The 15,971-nt window shown below is 46.8% G+C and carries 11 protein-coding genes; 6 read left to right on the top strand and 5 right to left on the bottom strand.

All coding sequences use genetic code 11. The features are described 5' to 3' along the window. Positions 1-7: 7 nt before the first annotated feature. Positions 8-2,059 (bottom strand): tetratricopeptide repeat protein, encoded by a 2,052-nt coding sequence (locus tag NDI42_RS02025; RefSeq protein WP_190456041.1) that lies wholly within the window; start codon positions 2,057-2,059, stop codon positions 8-10. 852 nt (positions 2,060-2,911) lie between these two features. Between NDI42_RS02025 and NDI42_RS02020 the strand changes: the two genes are divergently transcribed. Continuing rightward, positions 2,912-5,608, top strand: a complete 2,697-nt coding sequence (locus NDI42_RS02020; protein WP_190455934.1) for a DEAD/DEAH box helicase — start codon at positions 2,912-2,914, stop codon at positions 5,606-5,608. A 212-nt stretch (positions 5,609-5,820) separates the two neighbouring features. Further along, positions 5,821-8,382 carry a glycoside hydrolase family 10-like protein gene (locus NDI42_RS02015; RefSeq protein ID WP_199311182.1) on the top strand — a complete coding sequence of 854 codons (2,562 nt, stop codon included), beginning with the start codon at positions 5,821-5,823 and terminating at the stop codon, positions 8,380-8,382. Between the two features lie 203 nt (positions 8,383-8,585). On the opposite strand, the gene NDI42_RS02010 is transcribed toward NDI42_RS02015, so the two are convergent. Beyond that, positions 8,586-8,909 carry a DUF5362 family protein gene (locus NDI42_RS02010; RefSeq protein ID WP_190455932.1) on the bottom strand — a complete coding sequence of 108 codons (324 nt, stop codon included), beginning with the start codon at positions 8,907-8,909 and terminating at the stop codon, positions 8,586-8,588. 24 nt (positions 8,910-8,933) lie between these two features. Between NDI42_RS02010 and NDI42_RS02005 the strand changes: the two genes are divergently transcribed. Further along, a complete protein-coding gene (locus NDI42_RS02005; RefSeq protein ID WP_206755930.1) occupies positions 8,934-9,095 on the top strand; it encodes a hypothetical protein in 162 nt (53 codons plus the stop codon). A 138-nt stretch (positions 9,096-9,233) separates the two neighbouring features. After that, positions 9,234-10,427, top strand: coding sequence for a pentapeptide repeat-containing protein (locus NDI42_RS02000; protein WP_190455928.1), 1,194 nt, complete (start codon positions 9,234-9,236; stop codon positions 10,425-10,427). A 97-nt stretch (positions 10,428-10,524) separates the two neighbouring features. Here NDI42_RS02000 and NDI42_RS28865 read toward each other — a convergent pair whose 3' ends face one another. Both NDI42_RS28865 and NDI42_RS01990 read right to left on the bottom strand, forming a co-directional pair. After that, on the bottom strand, positions 10,525-11,391 hold the full coding sequence (locus NDI42_RS28865) for a glycine-rich domain-containing protein (protein ID WP_190455925.1): 867 nt from the start codon (positions 11,389-11,391) through the stop codon (positions 10,525-10,527). 53 nt (positions 11,392-11,444) lie between these two features. Continuing rightward, positions 11,445-12,323, bottom strand: a complete 879-nt coding sequence (locus NDI42_RS01990; RefSeq protein WP_190455924.1) for an aspartoacylase — start codon at positions 12,321-12,323, stop codon at positions 11,445-11,447. Between the two features lie 159 nt (positions 12,324-12,482). Here NDI42_RS01990 and NDI42_RS01985 point away from each other — a divergent pair, with 159 nt between their 5' ends. Both NDI42_RS01985 and NDI42_RS01980 read left to right on the top strand, forming a co-directional pair. Next, positions 12,483-13,370 (top strand): LysR family transcriptional regulator, encoded by an 888-nt coding sequence (locus NDI42_RS01985; RefSeq protein ID WP_190455922.1) that lies wholly within the window; start codon positions 12,483-12,485, stop codon positions 13,368-13,370. 176 nt (positions 13,371-13,546) lie between these two features. After that, the gene (locus tag NDI42_RS01980; RefSeq protein ID WP_348231358.1) at positions 13,547-13,777 is read left to right on the top strand and encodes a hypothetical protein; all 231 of its coding nucleotides are present in this window, start codon (positions 13,547-13,549) and stop codon (positions 13,775-13,777) included. A 277-nt stretch (positions 13,778-14,054) separates the two neighbouring features. Here the strand turns inward: NDI42_RS01980 and NDI42_RS01975 are convergent, their stop codons facing one another. Next, positions 14,055-15,965 carry an ATP-binding protein gene (locus tag NDI42_RS01975; RefSeq protein WP_190455918.1) on the bottom strand — a complete coding sequence of 637 codons (1,911 nt, stop codon included), beginning with the start codon at positions 15,963-15,965 and terminating at the stop codon, positions 14,055-14,057. Positions 15,966-15,971 lie beyond the last annotated feature (6 nt).

The raw sequence follows: 15,971 nt of genomic DNA, 5'->3' as shown, positions 1-15,971 counted from the left end.
ATTTTATTTACAAGCGTCGTAGCAGTTCTGGCAACAATTTACCAGGAACTTTAGAAAGAGCAAGATTTTGCCCTTGCAACCCACGTTCGCGATAAAATGCTCGAATGGTCTGCACAACTAATGAAAGAGCAGATTCATAAGAATCAGGTTGATCGCTAAAGCCTTGCAACGCTTGTAAATGGTAGTGTAATGCTGCCTCTAAATGCTCTAGCTGAGATGTTTTTTCTAAAGAAAACTTCTTATCTGTCGCCATTTGATAATGAGCCAATCCCAGATTATTCTGAGTAGCAGATACATCAAATGTCACTGGAACTGGGGGATTATTGTTGCTAAGAAACTCGACAAGCGCGATCGCACTCTCATAAGCTGCAATACACATCTGTAAATATTGTTGCTGCCCCTCTGGGTTAATTTCTACCTGAGTTGCCAAATGCCAATAAGCCGTACCCAAATTATTCTGCGTCGCCGCACAACCTGCTGGTGCTGACTGAGGCGTGCGATAAGTCAGCGCACTTTGATAAGCCGCAATCGCAAGTTGTAAAAACTCTTCCGGTTGTTCGTACTGGGCAAGATTCCAGTATGCGGTGCCAATATTATTTTGCAGCATTGCCCAGTTAAGGGAATCTCGCTCTGGATTGTAGAATGGAAGTGCCTCAGTGTAAGATGCGATCGCGCATTTGAGATGCGTAACTGGCTGTTGCTGTTGCGCCAAATGCCAATAAGCCGTACCCAAATTATTCTGCGTCGCCGCATATTTTAGCGGTTCATCTTCTGGGGAACGATAACGCAAAGCTTCCCCATACGCCAAAATCGAATTCTGCAAGTTTTGGGCAGTATCTTGATGACGCGCTAAATCCCCATATGCTGCCCCCAAGTTATTTTGAATCATGGCGTAGCTGTGGGGTGCGTCGTCAGGATTGAACTTGGTTAAAGCAGTATGATATGCGTTAATTCCTTGCTCAAGATAAGCAAGCATCTCCTGGGAATCCGCAGCGTAGCGAGATAGCATCCAATAGAGATTGCCCAGATCGTTGAGAATATCAGCAGCTAACGGCGAGGATTCCTCCAACCATGCCAATGCTTGATCGTAAGCCTGGATAGCCGTTATTAGATTTTCCTGGGAAGTATTCGATTGTTCAATGCGATCGCGATAATAATTTCCCAGCCTTAAATATGCTTGTGCAAGTTCTTCCGGTGGGCGAGATTGCTGTAATTGCTCAATCTCCTGCAAAGATTGCACCGCATCGGCAGGATTAAGGATAAAGGATGCTTTCTCTTCCCCCTCGCCGCTTGTCACCGGCGCACCTGATTCCTTTTTGAAATCCTCCTTCTGGGATGCCGGATTTTCCTGATCGGCGAGGCTAAATTTATCTAATTCACTGCCCAGAATGTGCCACAGATTTTCCTGCGGTACCGCCGTCTCCTCTTGGGGGACAGTTTGGCGGGGGAATTCCTTTAGAGAAGTTGCCATCAATGTTCTTAAATCTGAAGCTGGTGCGGGTTCCCCTTCAAACTCAAACACTCCCGTGTGCCATCGCCAAAACTCAGGTGCCGACGTCTCAATAGCGCGCAACCAAGGGCGAGGCATCCACAGCAACAGGCTAGACTCTAAATTAGGCAGACTGCGCTCAATTGTCTTTAGCGAGTTCAGGAAGAATCCCTGCACCTTCGCTGATTGTTTGGTTAATAACTCAACACCTAAAATTTGAAATCCCGGCGGGTTATTGCTTGGTGGCGGGTGTTGCCCTAACCACCGATTAATCTGCGCCACAGGATGCGGTTGGCTCAAATTCAAGTTTAAGCTTACCAGTCGCGGATATTCTCTGGAAGCCGGAGGACGGAAGACGGAATTAATTCCACCTGCTTTACCCCTGCTGTCTTCCGAAATTGCCAACTCTGCGTGTAACCGCGCCGCTAGACGATTTCTCAGGCTAATATCATCGCATACCGCTATAAAGATTTGGCGGCGCAAACCCAGACTCAGCGCCTGTTTCAATCGCTGGTAGATTTGCCGATTCACCAAGGAAATTTTCCGGTGAGCGGTATCCGTCACCGTCATGCTGGCAGGGGAGTGTCCGTTAACTTGTGCCACAGACGCTATTGAGGGGCTAGGGACTAGGAACTGGGGGTTGGGGACTAGGGGCTAAAAAGGGAAAAGTCAAGAATTCTTTTTTTGCCTTTTTCCTTTTACTGATTGCCTTCCTATGGTGGATATACAGCTCTTCTAATTACTGTTGTCTAGCTCAGGATTAAATGCAACTATCGTCTATCAGCCAAAAGGATGAATTAATCTTTCACAATTTTGGCTAAGGGCTACAGAAACTAGCAGGAGCCGGGTTGGTTTGGGCGATCGGTAGTCAATCCAACTAAAACTGTCAAATTGGTGTTGGGTTTCGCTTCTGCACGAGTCCTACCTACAAGGTTGCTGGATATATTTATAAGTATCTTGGCACCAAACAGCGGCAAGAGGAAATAGCTAAAAGTGATACTTTAACTATGATTTAGGAAATTTTCAGGAGTTGTTTAAAGTGCTTGGATTAGCGGCATAAGTAACACTAACAGCTAAACTAATGTAGGTTTTTTAAATTTAATTTTGCTAAAAATTAAATTATACTATTTATAATAGCGTTAATTAGTTGATTAATTTACAATTAGATTTTGGTAAAGCAGTTTTGACAGGCTCACAGCGCGAGAGGGGATGAAGGCAGTGGCGAAAAGCCGCGTTTATCACACGCGATCGCGATCGCACCTGGAAAACAGCCGCTTTTAGTCAGGAGTTGGATAAGGGGTAGCACTTTAAGGAATCTCCGATTCTAAAAAAGCGCTTTAAAATTGGAGATAGAGCGGATACACCGTTAATTATAGAGTTAAATCCCTGAAAGCAAGTAGATTAGAATTATTTGGCAGCACCGTGCCTACAACAATACCAGAGCTTGATCTAAAGAACCTGTTTCCGTTTGAACTAGACGAATTTCAGTCGGAAGCGATCGCGGCGTTAAATGACGATTGCTCCGTAGTCGTGTGCGCCCCAACAGGTGCGGGAAAAACGCTGATTGGGGAATACGCCATACACCGCGCCCTGCATCGCGGCGGGCGAGTATTTTACACCACGCCCTTAAAAGCACTATCCAATCAGAAATTACGAGACTTTCGCGAAGTCTTCGGCGCGGACAGGGTAGGTTTATTGACTGGCGATGTCTCCATCAACCGGGATGCCCCAATCCTAGTGATGACCACAGAAATCTTCCGCAATATGCTTTACGGCACCCGCATCGGCGAAGTCGGCACCTCCCTAGCTGGAGTCGAAGCCGTCGTGCTAGATGAGTGCCACTACATGAACGACCGCCAACGCGGTACCGTTTGGGAAGAATCAATCATCTACTGCCCCCACGAAGTCCAGCTAGTAGCCCTTTCCGCCACCGTCGCCAACAGCGACCAACTCACCGACTGGCTGAATCGCGTTCATGGCCCGACAAAGCTCATATATTCAGAGTTTCGCCCAGTTCCCTTGCAGTTTCACTTCTGCAATCCCAAAGGACTGTTTCCCCTGCTGGACGACTCGCGAAAGAGAATTAATCCCCGCCTCAAACCCAAAAGACAACAAAAAGAAAAAGGCAAAAGGCAAGAAAGCCCTAGCCTAGTTTACGTCTTGGGTCATCTGTGGCAACGGGATATGCTCCCGGCGATATACTTCATCTTTAGCCGTCGGGGTTGCGACAAAGCAGTAGAAGAGTTGGCTGATATAACCCTAGTCAACGAACAAGAAGCGAAAATTTTAAAACAGAAAGTAGAGGAATTTTTAGCGCGAAATCCCGAAGCAGCCCGTAGTGGCGGGGTGGAACCTTTGCTCCGGGGTATTTCCTCCCACCACGCCGGAATTTTACCAGCCTGGAAAGGTTTGGTAGAGGAACTGTTTCAAGAAGGCTTGGTGAAAGTGGTATTTGCCACAGAAACCCTGGCAGCTGGGATTAATATGCCTGCCAGAACCACAGTAATTTCCAGCCTTTCCAAGCGCACAGACCGGGGACACAGACTGCTAACAGCTTCCGAATTTTTGCAAATGTCGGGACGGGCAGGACGGCGGGGGATGGACACTACAGGTCATGTAGTGACTTTACAGACACCATTTGAAGGTTCCAAGGAAGCGGCTTATTTAGCAACCTCTGGCGCTGATCCTTTGGTGAGCCAGTTTACCCCCAGCTACGGCATGGTTTTAAACTTGCTGCAAACCCATAGCATAGAAGAAGCTAGAGAGTTAGTCGAACGCAGCTTTGGGCAGTATTTGGCGACATTGGATCTTAAACCGCAAGAACAAGCGATCGCAGATTTGTCAGCAGAACTGGCGCAAATTGAAAGCATACTTCAAACAGTAGACGGCAAACTGATCCAAAACTATGAAAAACTGGTTGCCCGACTCAAAGAAGAACGCCGCTTACTGAAAACCTTAGAACATCAAGCCGAAGAGATGCGATCGCGCGAAATTGCGATCGCCCTCACTACAGCCTCACCCGGAACCCTCCTCAACCTAAAAGGCAAACACGTCCCCGTCTCATCTCCCATCCCAGCAATATTAGTCGCCCGCATACCCGGTTCCGGCCAATTGCCCTACCTGGGTTGCTTAGGCGCAGATAACCGTTGGTATGTAGTCACCACCGCCGACGTAGTAGGTTGCCAAGAATGGTCTCGCTTATCCGAAGTCGAATCCCTACAGCCACCCCCAGAGATATTTAAAGCCAAGCCTGGACAATCCAAAAGCAGCACAGAAGCCACCGCTGAAATTGCCCGTCAGATTGGATGGGCATCCAGCCGCGTTCATGGTTCATCCCAACTAGGCAACGAACCATCAACCATCAACGATGAATATCCAGAAGTCATAGCCCAACAGCAGCGACTCGCCGCAGTAGAAGCGCAACTGAAAAATCACCCTGCCCTACAGTGGGGCAACCCCGCCCTCCTGATCAAACGAGCTTCGCGGCGGCAGATGTTGCAAGACCAAATCGCCCAACTGCAAGCCCTGCTTCAAGAACACTTAGCACGCCACTGGGAAGAATTTCTCGACCTGATGGAAGTTTTGCGGCATATGGGCGGACTCGATAACGTAACACCGACACCTTTGGGAGAAGCCGCCGCCGCCATTCGCAGCGACAACGAGTTGTGGGTTGCTTTGGCGCTGATGTCGGGAGAAATGGACGAATTAGACCCCCAACACCTAGCCGCCGCCTGTGCCGCCTTTGTCACCGAAGCACTGCGCCCCGACAGCTGGACAAGATACGACACACCGTCAGAGGTGGAACAATCTTTAGGCAAGTTGCGGACTTTGCGCCGTCAGTTGTTCCAGCTACAGCGTCGCTATCGAGTCGCACTGCCAGTCTGGATGGAGTATGACTTAACTGGTTTGGTGGAAAGTTGGGCATTAGGCGAGCAATGGCCGCAGCTATGCGCTAACACCAGCTTAGATGAAGGAGATATAGTTCGGGTGCTGCGTCGAACTGTGGATTTATTATCTCAGATTCCCCATATTCCCCATGTGTCAGATGCCTTGCAGCGCAATGCTTATCGGGCGATTCATTTAATTGATCGCTTTCCGGTTAATGAGAGTGTTGCTTAGAATTAGCAATGGCTAATGGCTAATGGTGCAACTATTAGCCATTAACTAATGACACAGGCTTATATGTCGCCTGGGCTACAGACTAAGATTTGCAGGAGCAGCTTGTGTTGAGGAGTGGTTTTCGTTTTTCAGAAAAATTCAAAAGGCGATCCCCCTTAAAAAAGGGAGCAGCAAAAGAAAGAATAATCTTTTCCTCTTTATTTGCTTATTTTTTGCCTTTTTCCTTTTTACTTTTGCCTTCTTCGGTTAGTGCCGCACCTGGTGTAATGGGTGTGGTGAAAAGTCAGACAAATGCAACGCAATGGGAAGGTATTACAAGACGCTTGGGGTTGAGTGGTGTCGCCTACTGTATTGTTGACTTGCAGCAAATTCGACAAGCGGCAGATTTGACAGGTACGCAGGTTTTATTTTTACCCAACGTTGAAACTCTGAGTGCTGTACAGGTACAAGCGTTACAAGACTGGATGGGTAAGGGCGGGCGCATTATTGTCAGCGGCCCCGTGGGGACTTTATCCCAGCCGGATGTGCGAAGTAAATTGCGATCGCTTCTGGGCGCATACTGGGGATTCAGCCTGCAAAATCCCTCCACCCTCGCCCCTACCTCCGGAAAAACCCAGGGATGGATGCAACAGAACGGACTCACCGGAATTATTCGCGGCGGCGTAATCATTCCTGCTGGGTTGACAAGTCAAACCGCCGCTGTCTGGAAATCCACCGAAAATCCCCCAGCAGTCGTGACTACAGACCGCTCAGTTTTTTTAGGCTGGCGCTGGGGAGTCGATACAGCCTCTGAACCCAAGCTAGATAGCGCCTGGTTGCGGGCATCCCTGACTCGCTACGGGGGAGTCGGGACAGCTAGCAACCCAGCACAACGAAATTGTACGCCACCGAATGCGATCGCAAGTTCTGCCTCCACCCCTGCAAAACCCCCTTCCCCAGCCCCAACAAATCGCAGTGCTGCACTTCCCCCCGCCTCTCCTGCATTCCAACTCCCAGACCTAAATGGCGATGGTCTAGTAGCGCCTGCTGGACTAGAAGTAAAACCCAGCTCCCAACCCATCACAGCCTCACAAGCAATTGCCATGCGTCAAGAGCTAGAAGCTCTCATCGGTCGTTTTCAGAGCGCCCAGCTAGCCGCCAACACCCTTACAGGAGGATTGGAGAACCGGGGAACTTCCTCAACTCAAAACTCAAAAGTCAAAACGCCAAATCCGCTCAGTAATGCCCGCCTAGGGCTGCAAAACTTTCTTCAACTCGTTGCCCAAAAAAACTACACAGGAGCCAGACAACAGTGGCTTCAGGCGCGGCGCATCCTATGGGACAACTACCCCAAAGACCGACCCCAAACCCAGCCAGAAATTCGGGCAATGTGGTTAGACCGGGGTACGATTATTCGTGCTGGTTCAGAGCAGCAACTAGCTAAAATTTTCGACCGACTAGCAGCAGCAGGGTTTAACACTGTCTTTTTTGAAACCGTCAATGCTGGATATCCCATTTACCCAAGTCGCGTTGCCCAAATTAAAAACCCACTGGTGCGTGGCTGGGATCCCCTAGCATCTGCTGTCAAATTAGCCCATCAGCGACGCATGGAATTGCACGCTTGGGTATGGATTTTCGCTATTGGCAACCAGCGTCACAACGCCCTGCTCAACCTCCCCAAAGAATATCCCGGCCCAGTGCTTGACCTCAACCCTACTTGGGCAGGCTACGATAACCGGGGGCGCATTTTCCATCTGGGTTCCGGTAAAACTTTTCTTGACCCTGCCAATCCAGAGGCGCGGCGCTACTTAATACAAATGTTGGAGGAAATTGTCAAGAATTATCAAGTTGATGGGGTTCAGTTCGACTATATTCGTAATCCCTTTCAAGACCCTAATGCCGGATATTCCTTTGGCTATGGTACAGCTGCTCGCCAGCAATTTCAGCAATTAACTGGTGTAGATCCGGTTAAGATTTCTCCAAAAGATAGAGACTTGTGGCAAAGGTGGACGCAGTTTCGCACTAATGCAATTGACAGTTTTGTAGCAGAAGCATCCAGAAATCTACGCTCTATAAAAAGTAACCTCATTTTGTCGGCAGCAGTGTTTCCCTTTCCTAAAAATGAACGCCTGCAAAAACTGCAACAAAATTGGGAAGTTTGGGCGCAACGTGGGAATATAGATTTATTGGTGCCGATGACTTATGCTCTGGATACAAACAGGTTGCAGAGTTTAACACAGCCTTTGCTAAGTCAAAATCAACTGGGTTCAACCTTGATTTTGCCATCTATTCGACTGCTGAATCTGCCGGATGTGGTAGCAGTAGATCAAATTCAGGCACTGCGAAATTTTCCTGCTAGTGGTTACGCCTTATTTGCTGCGGAAAATCTCAATGATAATCTGCAAGGAATCTTCCGTCGTACTCAGTCGCTACAAGCGATCGCATCCCCTCTACCTTATCGTCAACCCTTCAAAGCCGCAGCTGCCCGTTACGTTTCTCTACAACAAGAATGGACTTTTCTAGAGGCAAATAATCAACTTTGGATTAAAGAACCAGCTCTCTCGGAATGGCGTAAACAAGCAGATGCTCTCTCTAAGGCACTGAATCAACTAGCAGATAATCCTTCTAGAAATAATCTGACAATGGCAAAAGCCTTGTTAGCATCTTTTCAATTTCAATTCAAGAAATGGATGCAATCGGAAGGTTTAGAGCAACCTTATCAAGTCGAAGTTTGGGCAAATCGTTTGGCAACTTTAGAGAGATTGTTGCTTTATGGTGAGCGCACGCTGAAGTAAAGGTTAAAAAGCAAAAATACCAGGAGAAAAGGAAATCGCGGCTACACAAACGAAGTCCGCCTGCGCGGACTCAATTAAGCCTGCCAAGGCAGGCTTAGTTTGTGTAGCGCCAGACTTTAGCCTGAGCGCATTTTTGCAAATAGGTGAGGCAATCGCCTCACTCTCAGCATTCCTAGGATCTGATTCTTAAGGGGAGAAATCTTTCACGGAGTAACGTTGACAGCCCCTAAAATTAGACCCGTAATAAGTGCAATAGCAATAAAAATGAGTGCTATCAATATCAGCCAATACTGGAGAGTATAGAGTTTCCTAAGTTGCTCAAGCGCTATCATTAAATTTTCGATATCGTTTCCTTGAGTATCAGCAATTAAATTAAAAGAAGAAGCGGCTTTGGTAGTCCAGAAGCCAATGAGTATTTGCAAAACTCCATTGATAATGCCGCTGATTAAACCCGATCTGACACTGACGATTCCCCCGATAATTAGAAGCACTCCCAAGGCAATTAGGAAGTAGCTAACAAAGCGCATTTTTTGAGCAAGATCCTTAATCAGATGGTTGTGCGACTGGTTAAACTCGTAGCGATCGCTTTCCACTTCAAACTTCCTCCCAATGAACTGAGACAGATTTTAGGACATCGCTGCCAGATTGGGATCGTAGATATAGAAAACGATAAGCGATGCGTGAAGCAAAGCGATCGCTCTGGTAAATCTTGAACCGTTCCCAACGCTTCATAATCTCAAATGCGCTGCAAACAATTTATTATCCCTTTACGTAGCAAAGCGTGTAGCTTAGCATCAAGACAGTTTTAGCTGCCAACCAAGAGCAGACACGAACCGAGGGGAGCAGAAATTGTGGTAGCAGACTTCAAAGAAACAGATTTAAGGGGATCTCATCTCAAAGGGAAAGATTTGCGGGCAAAAGACCTCAGAGGGGTTAACCTCAGCGAGGCGAACCTGACTTATGCAGACATGATTGAAGCCAACTTGGCTTCAGCAAACCTGAGTGGATCGAATCTGGCTGGGGCGTGCTTAAATTTAGCTAATCTGAGCGAGACAAACCTCAGAGGAGCCGATCTGAGTGCCACGAACTTTGTCGGGGCTGATTTGAGCAAAGCAGATTTGAGGGCGGCAAACCTGAAAAAGGCTAATCTCGTTAGCAGCAACCTGGAAAATGCCAACCTAACTAGAGCCAACTTGATTGGGGCAGACTTAACAGCAGCGGATCTCACGGGAGCTATCTTACACCAAGCTATCTACAATCAAGAAACTCGGTTCTCACCAGGCTTTGACCCCAAGCAAGCTTCTGCTTACTTGATTGCCTATAACGTATCGCTAACAGGGGTAAACCTGAGTGAAGTGGATCTAAGTGGGGTTTATCTAAAAGCAGCAGACTTGAGGGCGGCAAACTTGATGCGGGCAAATCTGGTTGGGGCAAATTTGGAAAGTGCTAACTTGGCGGGAGCCAATTTAGTCGGGACGGATCTTAGTAAAGCCAAGCTGAGGGGAATCATTCTGGAAAAAGCTGTCTACACTCAAGAAACTTTGTTTTCCTATGATTTTGACCCACGAGAAGCCGGGGCTTATTTAATTGCTGCTGGCGTATCGCTGCCTGGGGTTAACTTGGGTCGAGTAAATTTGAGTGGAGCAGATTTGCGGGGGACGAACCTCAGAGGGGGAAAGTTACGGGGAGCAAATCTAATAGAGGTAGACTTAAGCAATGCCAATTTGAGAAAGGCTGACTTGGAAGATGCCGACTTGAGTAGGGCAGATTTAAGAGGGGCAAATTTGACGGGAGCCATTTTAACTCAGGTAAACTTGAGCGAAGCTGACCTGAGAGGGGTAGACCTGACTCGAACCGATTTGCGGGGAGCTAACTTGAGTATGGCAGACTTGCGAGGAGCGGACTTGACGGGAGCCATTTTAACTCAAGTGAACTTGAGTGAGGCTGATTTGCGGGGTGTAGACCTGACGCGAACAGACTTGCAGGGAGCTAATCTCAATGGAGCAGACTTGACTGATGTTGATTTGAGTCGAGCCAATCTTTGAAAAGGCAAAAAAGTTAGGAGTGAGGAGTTATTAATTTAATTTTAAACAGCGTCTCTAGAGCTGTATCTGCCTATCCAGCCTGAAGGCGTGCCTGTGATCACATACAGACTGCACAACCGTCATTATTACCACCATTACTACCACCACCACTGCTATTACCACGACCGCCGAACAGGGAAAAAATAATGGCTATGGGTATCCACCACCAAGACCACCCTGAAGATTTTCCCGAAGTAGAATTATGTTTGTTCTCAGAAGTTGGGGTTGGAGTGTTACGAGGTAGCGGAGGATTTTCAGCAGCTTGAGACAACGCTAGTTCAGAATTTGTAGAGTGAATTTTCGGAGGAGAAATTTCTGCTATCAGTAGCGTAGAGCTGCTGATAGTTAGGACTAACATAAACGACAACAGAGCGATCGCTATGAATTTCAGCAAAGGCAAGCGAGGTAGATAAACAGATGGCAACCGACTCAGAGTAAAAGATGGTTTGGCTACAACCCAGTACCGATAAGCGTTGACTCGCGTGAACTGAACATCTGGACTAAATCGGATGTCGGGTGGAGACCAGATATCGGACGGGGGGCGCTGGCTAAAGAATTTTTCATAGCTAATCAGCGTCTGGTTATAGAACCTATAAAAATTATCCTGTTCGCTAGAACCGCCACGAGTAGGGTGGTGGTGCAATGGTTTCTGTAAGATTTTGGCGCAAAACTCATCCCAGTACGATCGCGTGTAAGTCAAGTGCAGATGCCAAACTTGATCCACTTGATCGGAGGGAGTGACGGGATGTTCAGCTATAACAGCAAGAAAGATAAACTTTTTGTATTCGTCAATCACTTGCTGAGTATATTCAACCGTCCATCCGTTTTCTCTTGCCAATCTTTGACTAAAGGGAAAAGCAGCGTCAGGGTCATCAAGGGAAAATTCTTGAATACTTTGGTAAAGTTTTGTCTGCTGAGCGTTCATTAGTGACTCCTTTGTGGTTTTTACTCACCGATTCACTTTTTATCCTTTTTGTCTCAAACTACAACCAGTTCCTTTTGGGTTATGCACATGGCAATTCCTTTCTCGTAGTAAGCCGCCTCGTTAATGAAAACTGGATAAACGGTTGATGTTCCTTGATAAGCGATCGCTCGACCATCAAATGTCAAAAACATTGGCTCGCCTGGTTTAATAGCTTCGTAATCTCTAAATTGAAGTTCTGGGTGGATCATTGCATGAATTTCCCCGTCCTCATTTCTGGGATAGTCGATTGTCTGTAAGCATTGATAAATTGTGAAGGTATCTCTTGCTGGGAAAGGTGTTCCCCGGTTATAGGCGTCTACAAAGTCTAAAATTGCGTAGATAAGTTCTTCTGTTTGCTGAAATAAACGTGCATCCAACACGCCTTGTGCAACAGCACCCACTTCGATCGCGCAACCGAGTTCAGAAATGGATCTCAGAAACGGGCTATTATTCTCGTCTTTCCATCGATACACCTTCACGCTAGGATTCACGGATTTGAGATAAGCGGCTAACTGAAGGTTGAATGGATGCTTGGTACTTGGAATAATCGTCAGCCCCATGTTGGCTGTGGTCGTGTGCAAATCGATTGTTAAGTTGGTTTGCTCTTTTGGGAGCGATGCCAACCTTTGGTAAATTTCTTTGGCTCGAATTGCTTCATAGTTGGAAAGCTGGGCATTCTCTAAATCCTGTGGGTGGAAACAGCGATTGAGGTCGGTATCAACGTACCGCCTCCCGATTGCATACGCTTTAGGATTCGCTAAAAGTGTAATGCTCTCAAAACTCGCTCGTGCGATCGCGTTGGGAAATCGCTCGAATTTCTTCACCAAATAAATTCCTGTGAGTTCGTTTCCGTGAGTTCCACCAACAATAGCAACACGTTTGATCTGATTCATATAGAAATTCCTCCCTACCCCAACCACAGCACTTTTTGTTGAGTCAGCTGAGTTGAGGTTTATAACGTCTTGCCATCCAGATTAGCCAAGCTATTACTATATGTCCAATATTTTATTGAGAGGTAAACTATATCTAAGAAATATAGTAATAGCTAACAGATGGAACTTCGACATTTGCGTTACTTCATCGCCGTGGCACAGGAGTTGAACTTCACTCGTGCTGCGGAGCGTCTACATATCGCGCAACCTCCCCTGAGCAAGCAAATTCACGATCTTGAAGTCGAGCTTGGGGTGCAACTGTTCGATCGCACCAAGCGACCACTCCAGTTAACAGTAGCTGGAGTTATCTTTTTAGAAGAAGCGATGAGCGCGATCGCTCAGGTAGAGAATGCCATCAAAATGGCGCAACGTGCCAGTAGAGGAGAAATCGGGCGTTTGGTAATCGGCTTTACGAGTTCAATGGCAAACAGCTTTTTGCCAGACATCCTGCGCGTTTACCGCGATCGCTTTCCCAAGGTGGAACTTGTCTGGCGGGAACTAGCAACTTCCCACCAATTGCAAGCGCTGCGAGATCGACAGCTTGATGTTGGCTTTTTCCATTTAACGTCATGGATGCTTCAAGCCGCTGATTTATGCTTAATGACGATTTGGCATGAATCTTTGATTGTGGCATTACCAGCAACTCATCCACTGGCGAACCAACCGCAAATTTCTTTGAAAGCACTGGCACAGGAAGTGTTCATCCTCCCTTCTCGTCAATTCTCTCCGGTCTTATCTGAACAGCTTGAACATCTATGCCAACAATCTGATATTTCACCTGTTGTCATCCAAGAAGGAACAATGATGCTGACGATTCTGGGTTTAGTCGCTGGTGGCGTTGGAATTGCCTTGCTACCTGCGAATGCCCAAAATCTTCAACGCAAGGGTGTCGTCTACAAAAACATCACTGAGTCAACATCAACTATCCCGATGGCTGCTGTGTGGCGACGGGACGATGCCTCAGCTACTTTGCGTGAGTTCTTAGAAGTAACAAAAGAAGTCACTTAAACTCACTCTCTAGCAGTGGGTTCAGGTTGATGCTATGTCTCAACTCAAACCTTCTTTTAGTAAAGCAATAATTCTAGTTAGTAGAATCGAATTTTTATCAAAAATTAAATGCGTTATGAATAAATATTTACTTGCCTGCCTAGCCTTTTTACTAATCATTATGTTGATGATTAGCAATGCCTTTCATGGAACGCCATCGGCACTTGATTTTGTGGCGAGATAATGTCGCCGATGATGTAAAAATTGAATTGTACGCAGGGTCAAAACTAGCTAAAGGGATCGCGTCTAAAACAGCAAGTGATGATGTTTTTGAATGGACACCAGAAACAACAATATTACCACAGTCTGTTATTCGAGTAACAAGTTTAAAGTATCAAAATGTTTTTGGGAGCCTACTGTTAAAGTAGAAACTCCCAATATTTAAAGTCGATTACGGGAATAGCGACTTATTTTTTCTTGCGCGTCCAAAGGTCGGTAAACATCATTGTCATCCCGCCCAAAAAAATAGCGATCGCCATCCCGCCTGCAATTGCATTCGTCCAATCAATATTTTCCATCAAATTACTTTGCCAATTTTCATCTAGTCAACGCTACCAGATTAACGCCTCTGATATTGAATGGGGACTGGGGACTAGGGGCTGGGGACTAGGGAATAGGTAAGACTTTTTCCCAATCCCCAATCCCTTAGGCAACTTTGGGGATTTCCTTGAGATAAACTCGCAAAAATGGTTCAGCCGCGCCAAGCTTGTACTGTTCCAGCAAGCCTTTGGCGCGGATGGAGATGTTGTCTCCTTCCTTAATAACCAAAGTCGAGTCGTCGCTGATACCCCGTGCTAGCATCATCTCAGTTTCGGTGGGATTATCCAAAACTATAATGTCACTACCGTGGTAAAACATCCCCTCCTTCTCTAAGACATCTTCCCTGTACTCAGCAATCAGCAGATCCAGCTTTGGATTACGCAGCAGGTTCTGTACGTTGCTGTTGTAATCTTTGTTCAAGTTTTTCTCAGAACGATTGACAAAAACCCCTTCGCGACAAACCGCGCCAATTGTCCATTCCGGATGTCGAATTAGAACATCGTCAATAATTTCTTGGAGTTCTTGAACTGAAATCTTGTTGAAGGTGATAATCGGTAGCCTCGCATCTTTCTCTGATGCAAAGAAGGTTTCCAAAATATGCGAGGGTACATCAACGCTTTCACCCACAGCAGGTTTAAGGTGCATATAAATGCCGGGAGCGGCGTTAATCTCGATGATGCCAAAATCACCATTTTTCCAAGATTTTGCCAGGTCGCCAGCAATTACGTCAATCCCAAGGCAAGTTAGGTGGAAATGTTGGGCAATGTCTTGCGCCAGGATGATGTTGTCAGGGTGAACGTCGCTTGTCTTATCGATGCTCAAACCGCCTGCTGAGAGGTTGGCAACTTTGCGAAGATAGACAATGCGATCGCTTTCTATTACGCTATCGAGTGACAATTCCTGTTCTTCTAAATACATCTCCATCGCCTCATCGCACTGAATCTTTCCCAGTGGCGAAGTTGGCGTATCTATCCGTGCTGGCTTACGATTTTCTCGCTCGATCAACTCAGCAATAGTTGAGTCTCCATCACCCACTATCGATGCTGGACGGCGTTCAGTCGCCGCTACAAATCTGCCGTTAACGCATAGCAATCGGAAATCTGTCCCCGAAATACTTTTCTCAACGATTATCTGAATTGGTTGGTCTTTAGGAATCGCATTGACTGCTCTGCTAAAGGCATATTTCATTTCCTCCGCATTTTGCACATCAGCCGTTACCCCAATTCCTTTGTGACCAACTACAGGTTTAACGGCTACTGGGTAGCCAATTTCTCTGGCTGCTGCCCTTGCTTCTTCCAGCGTGTAAACGATATCACCTTTGGGTACCGGGAAGCCCAAAGTAGCTAAGAAAGCCTTACAGTCATCTTTGCGAGTGGTGAAGTCGGAATCCAAATGACTATCGCAGTCAAAAGTTGTGGCTATACCGCGAACCTGTTTTTTTCCATAGCCGTATTGAACCAGTCCTTCGTCCCACAGATAAAAGGTAGGAATCCCATTTTGGTAGGCTGTACGCCACAGAGCGTAAACTGTTGGCCCACCGTAAGCAGATTTCCGAAATATCTCCTGTATCGTCTTGATCTGATCTTCCAGCCGGAAGTTTTCATGTTGAGTAATTGCTTCAAACCAGTCCCAAACGCAGTAAACTACTGACCGAGTTGTGCGTGCATGGAGCGATTGAACCGCAATCGTCACAAAGTTTTCATTCGGTTTGACACTCCAGTGGTGGAGGTGCAGCCCCATGTCGAGCTTTCCCACTTCTGAGGTTGTCCGGGCGAAGAGCTGAGCATGGGAATCATAAGTTTCCTCGCCCAAGTGCGGGTAGCGATCGCTAATAATCGCAACATAATCTTCGAGAGGACGCGCTTCTGTATTGTTGGTTACTGCAAAATCGAATACTAATGCCCCTGTCTCCAAATATGGGTTCGGGCCAATGTAATGCTTGAAGTTGAATATGTCGAAGGCATCAGTTTTTCTAGCATTGACTCGGACTGCATCGGTGCTTGTATCTCGGTTCATTAAGTT

This window comes from Funiculus sociatus GB2-C1 (assembly GCF_039962115.1).
Taxonomy (GTDB): domain Bacteria; phylum Cyanobacteriota; class Cyanobacteriia; order Cyanobacteriales; family FACHB-T130; genus Funiculus; species Funiculus sociatus.
The sequence above is the reverse complement of the archived record's forward strand: the minus strand, read 5'-3'. Positions and strand labels throughout refer to the sequence as shown.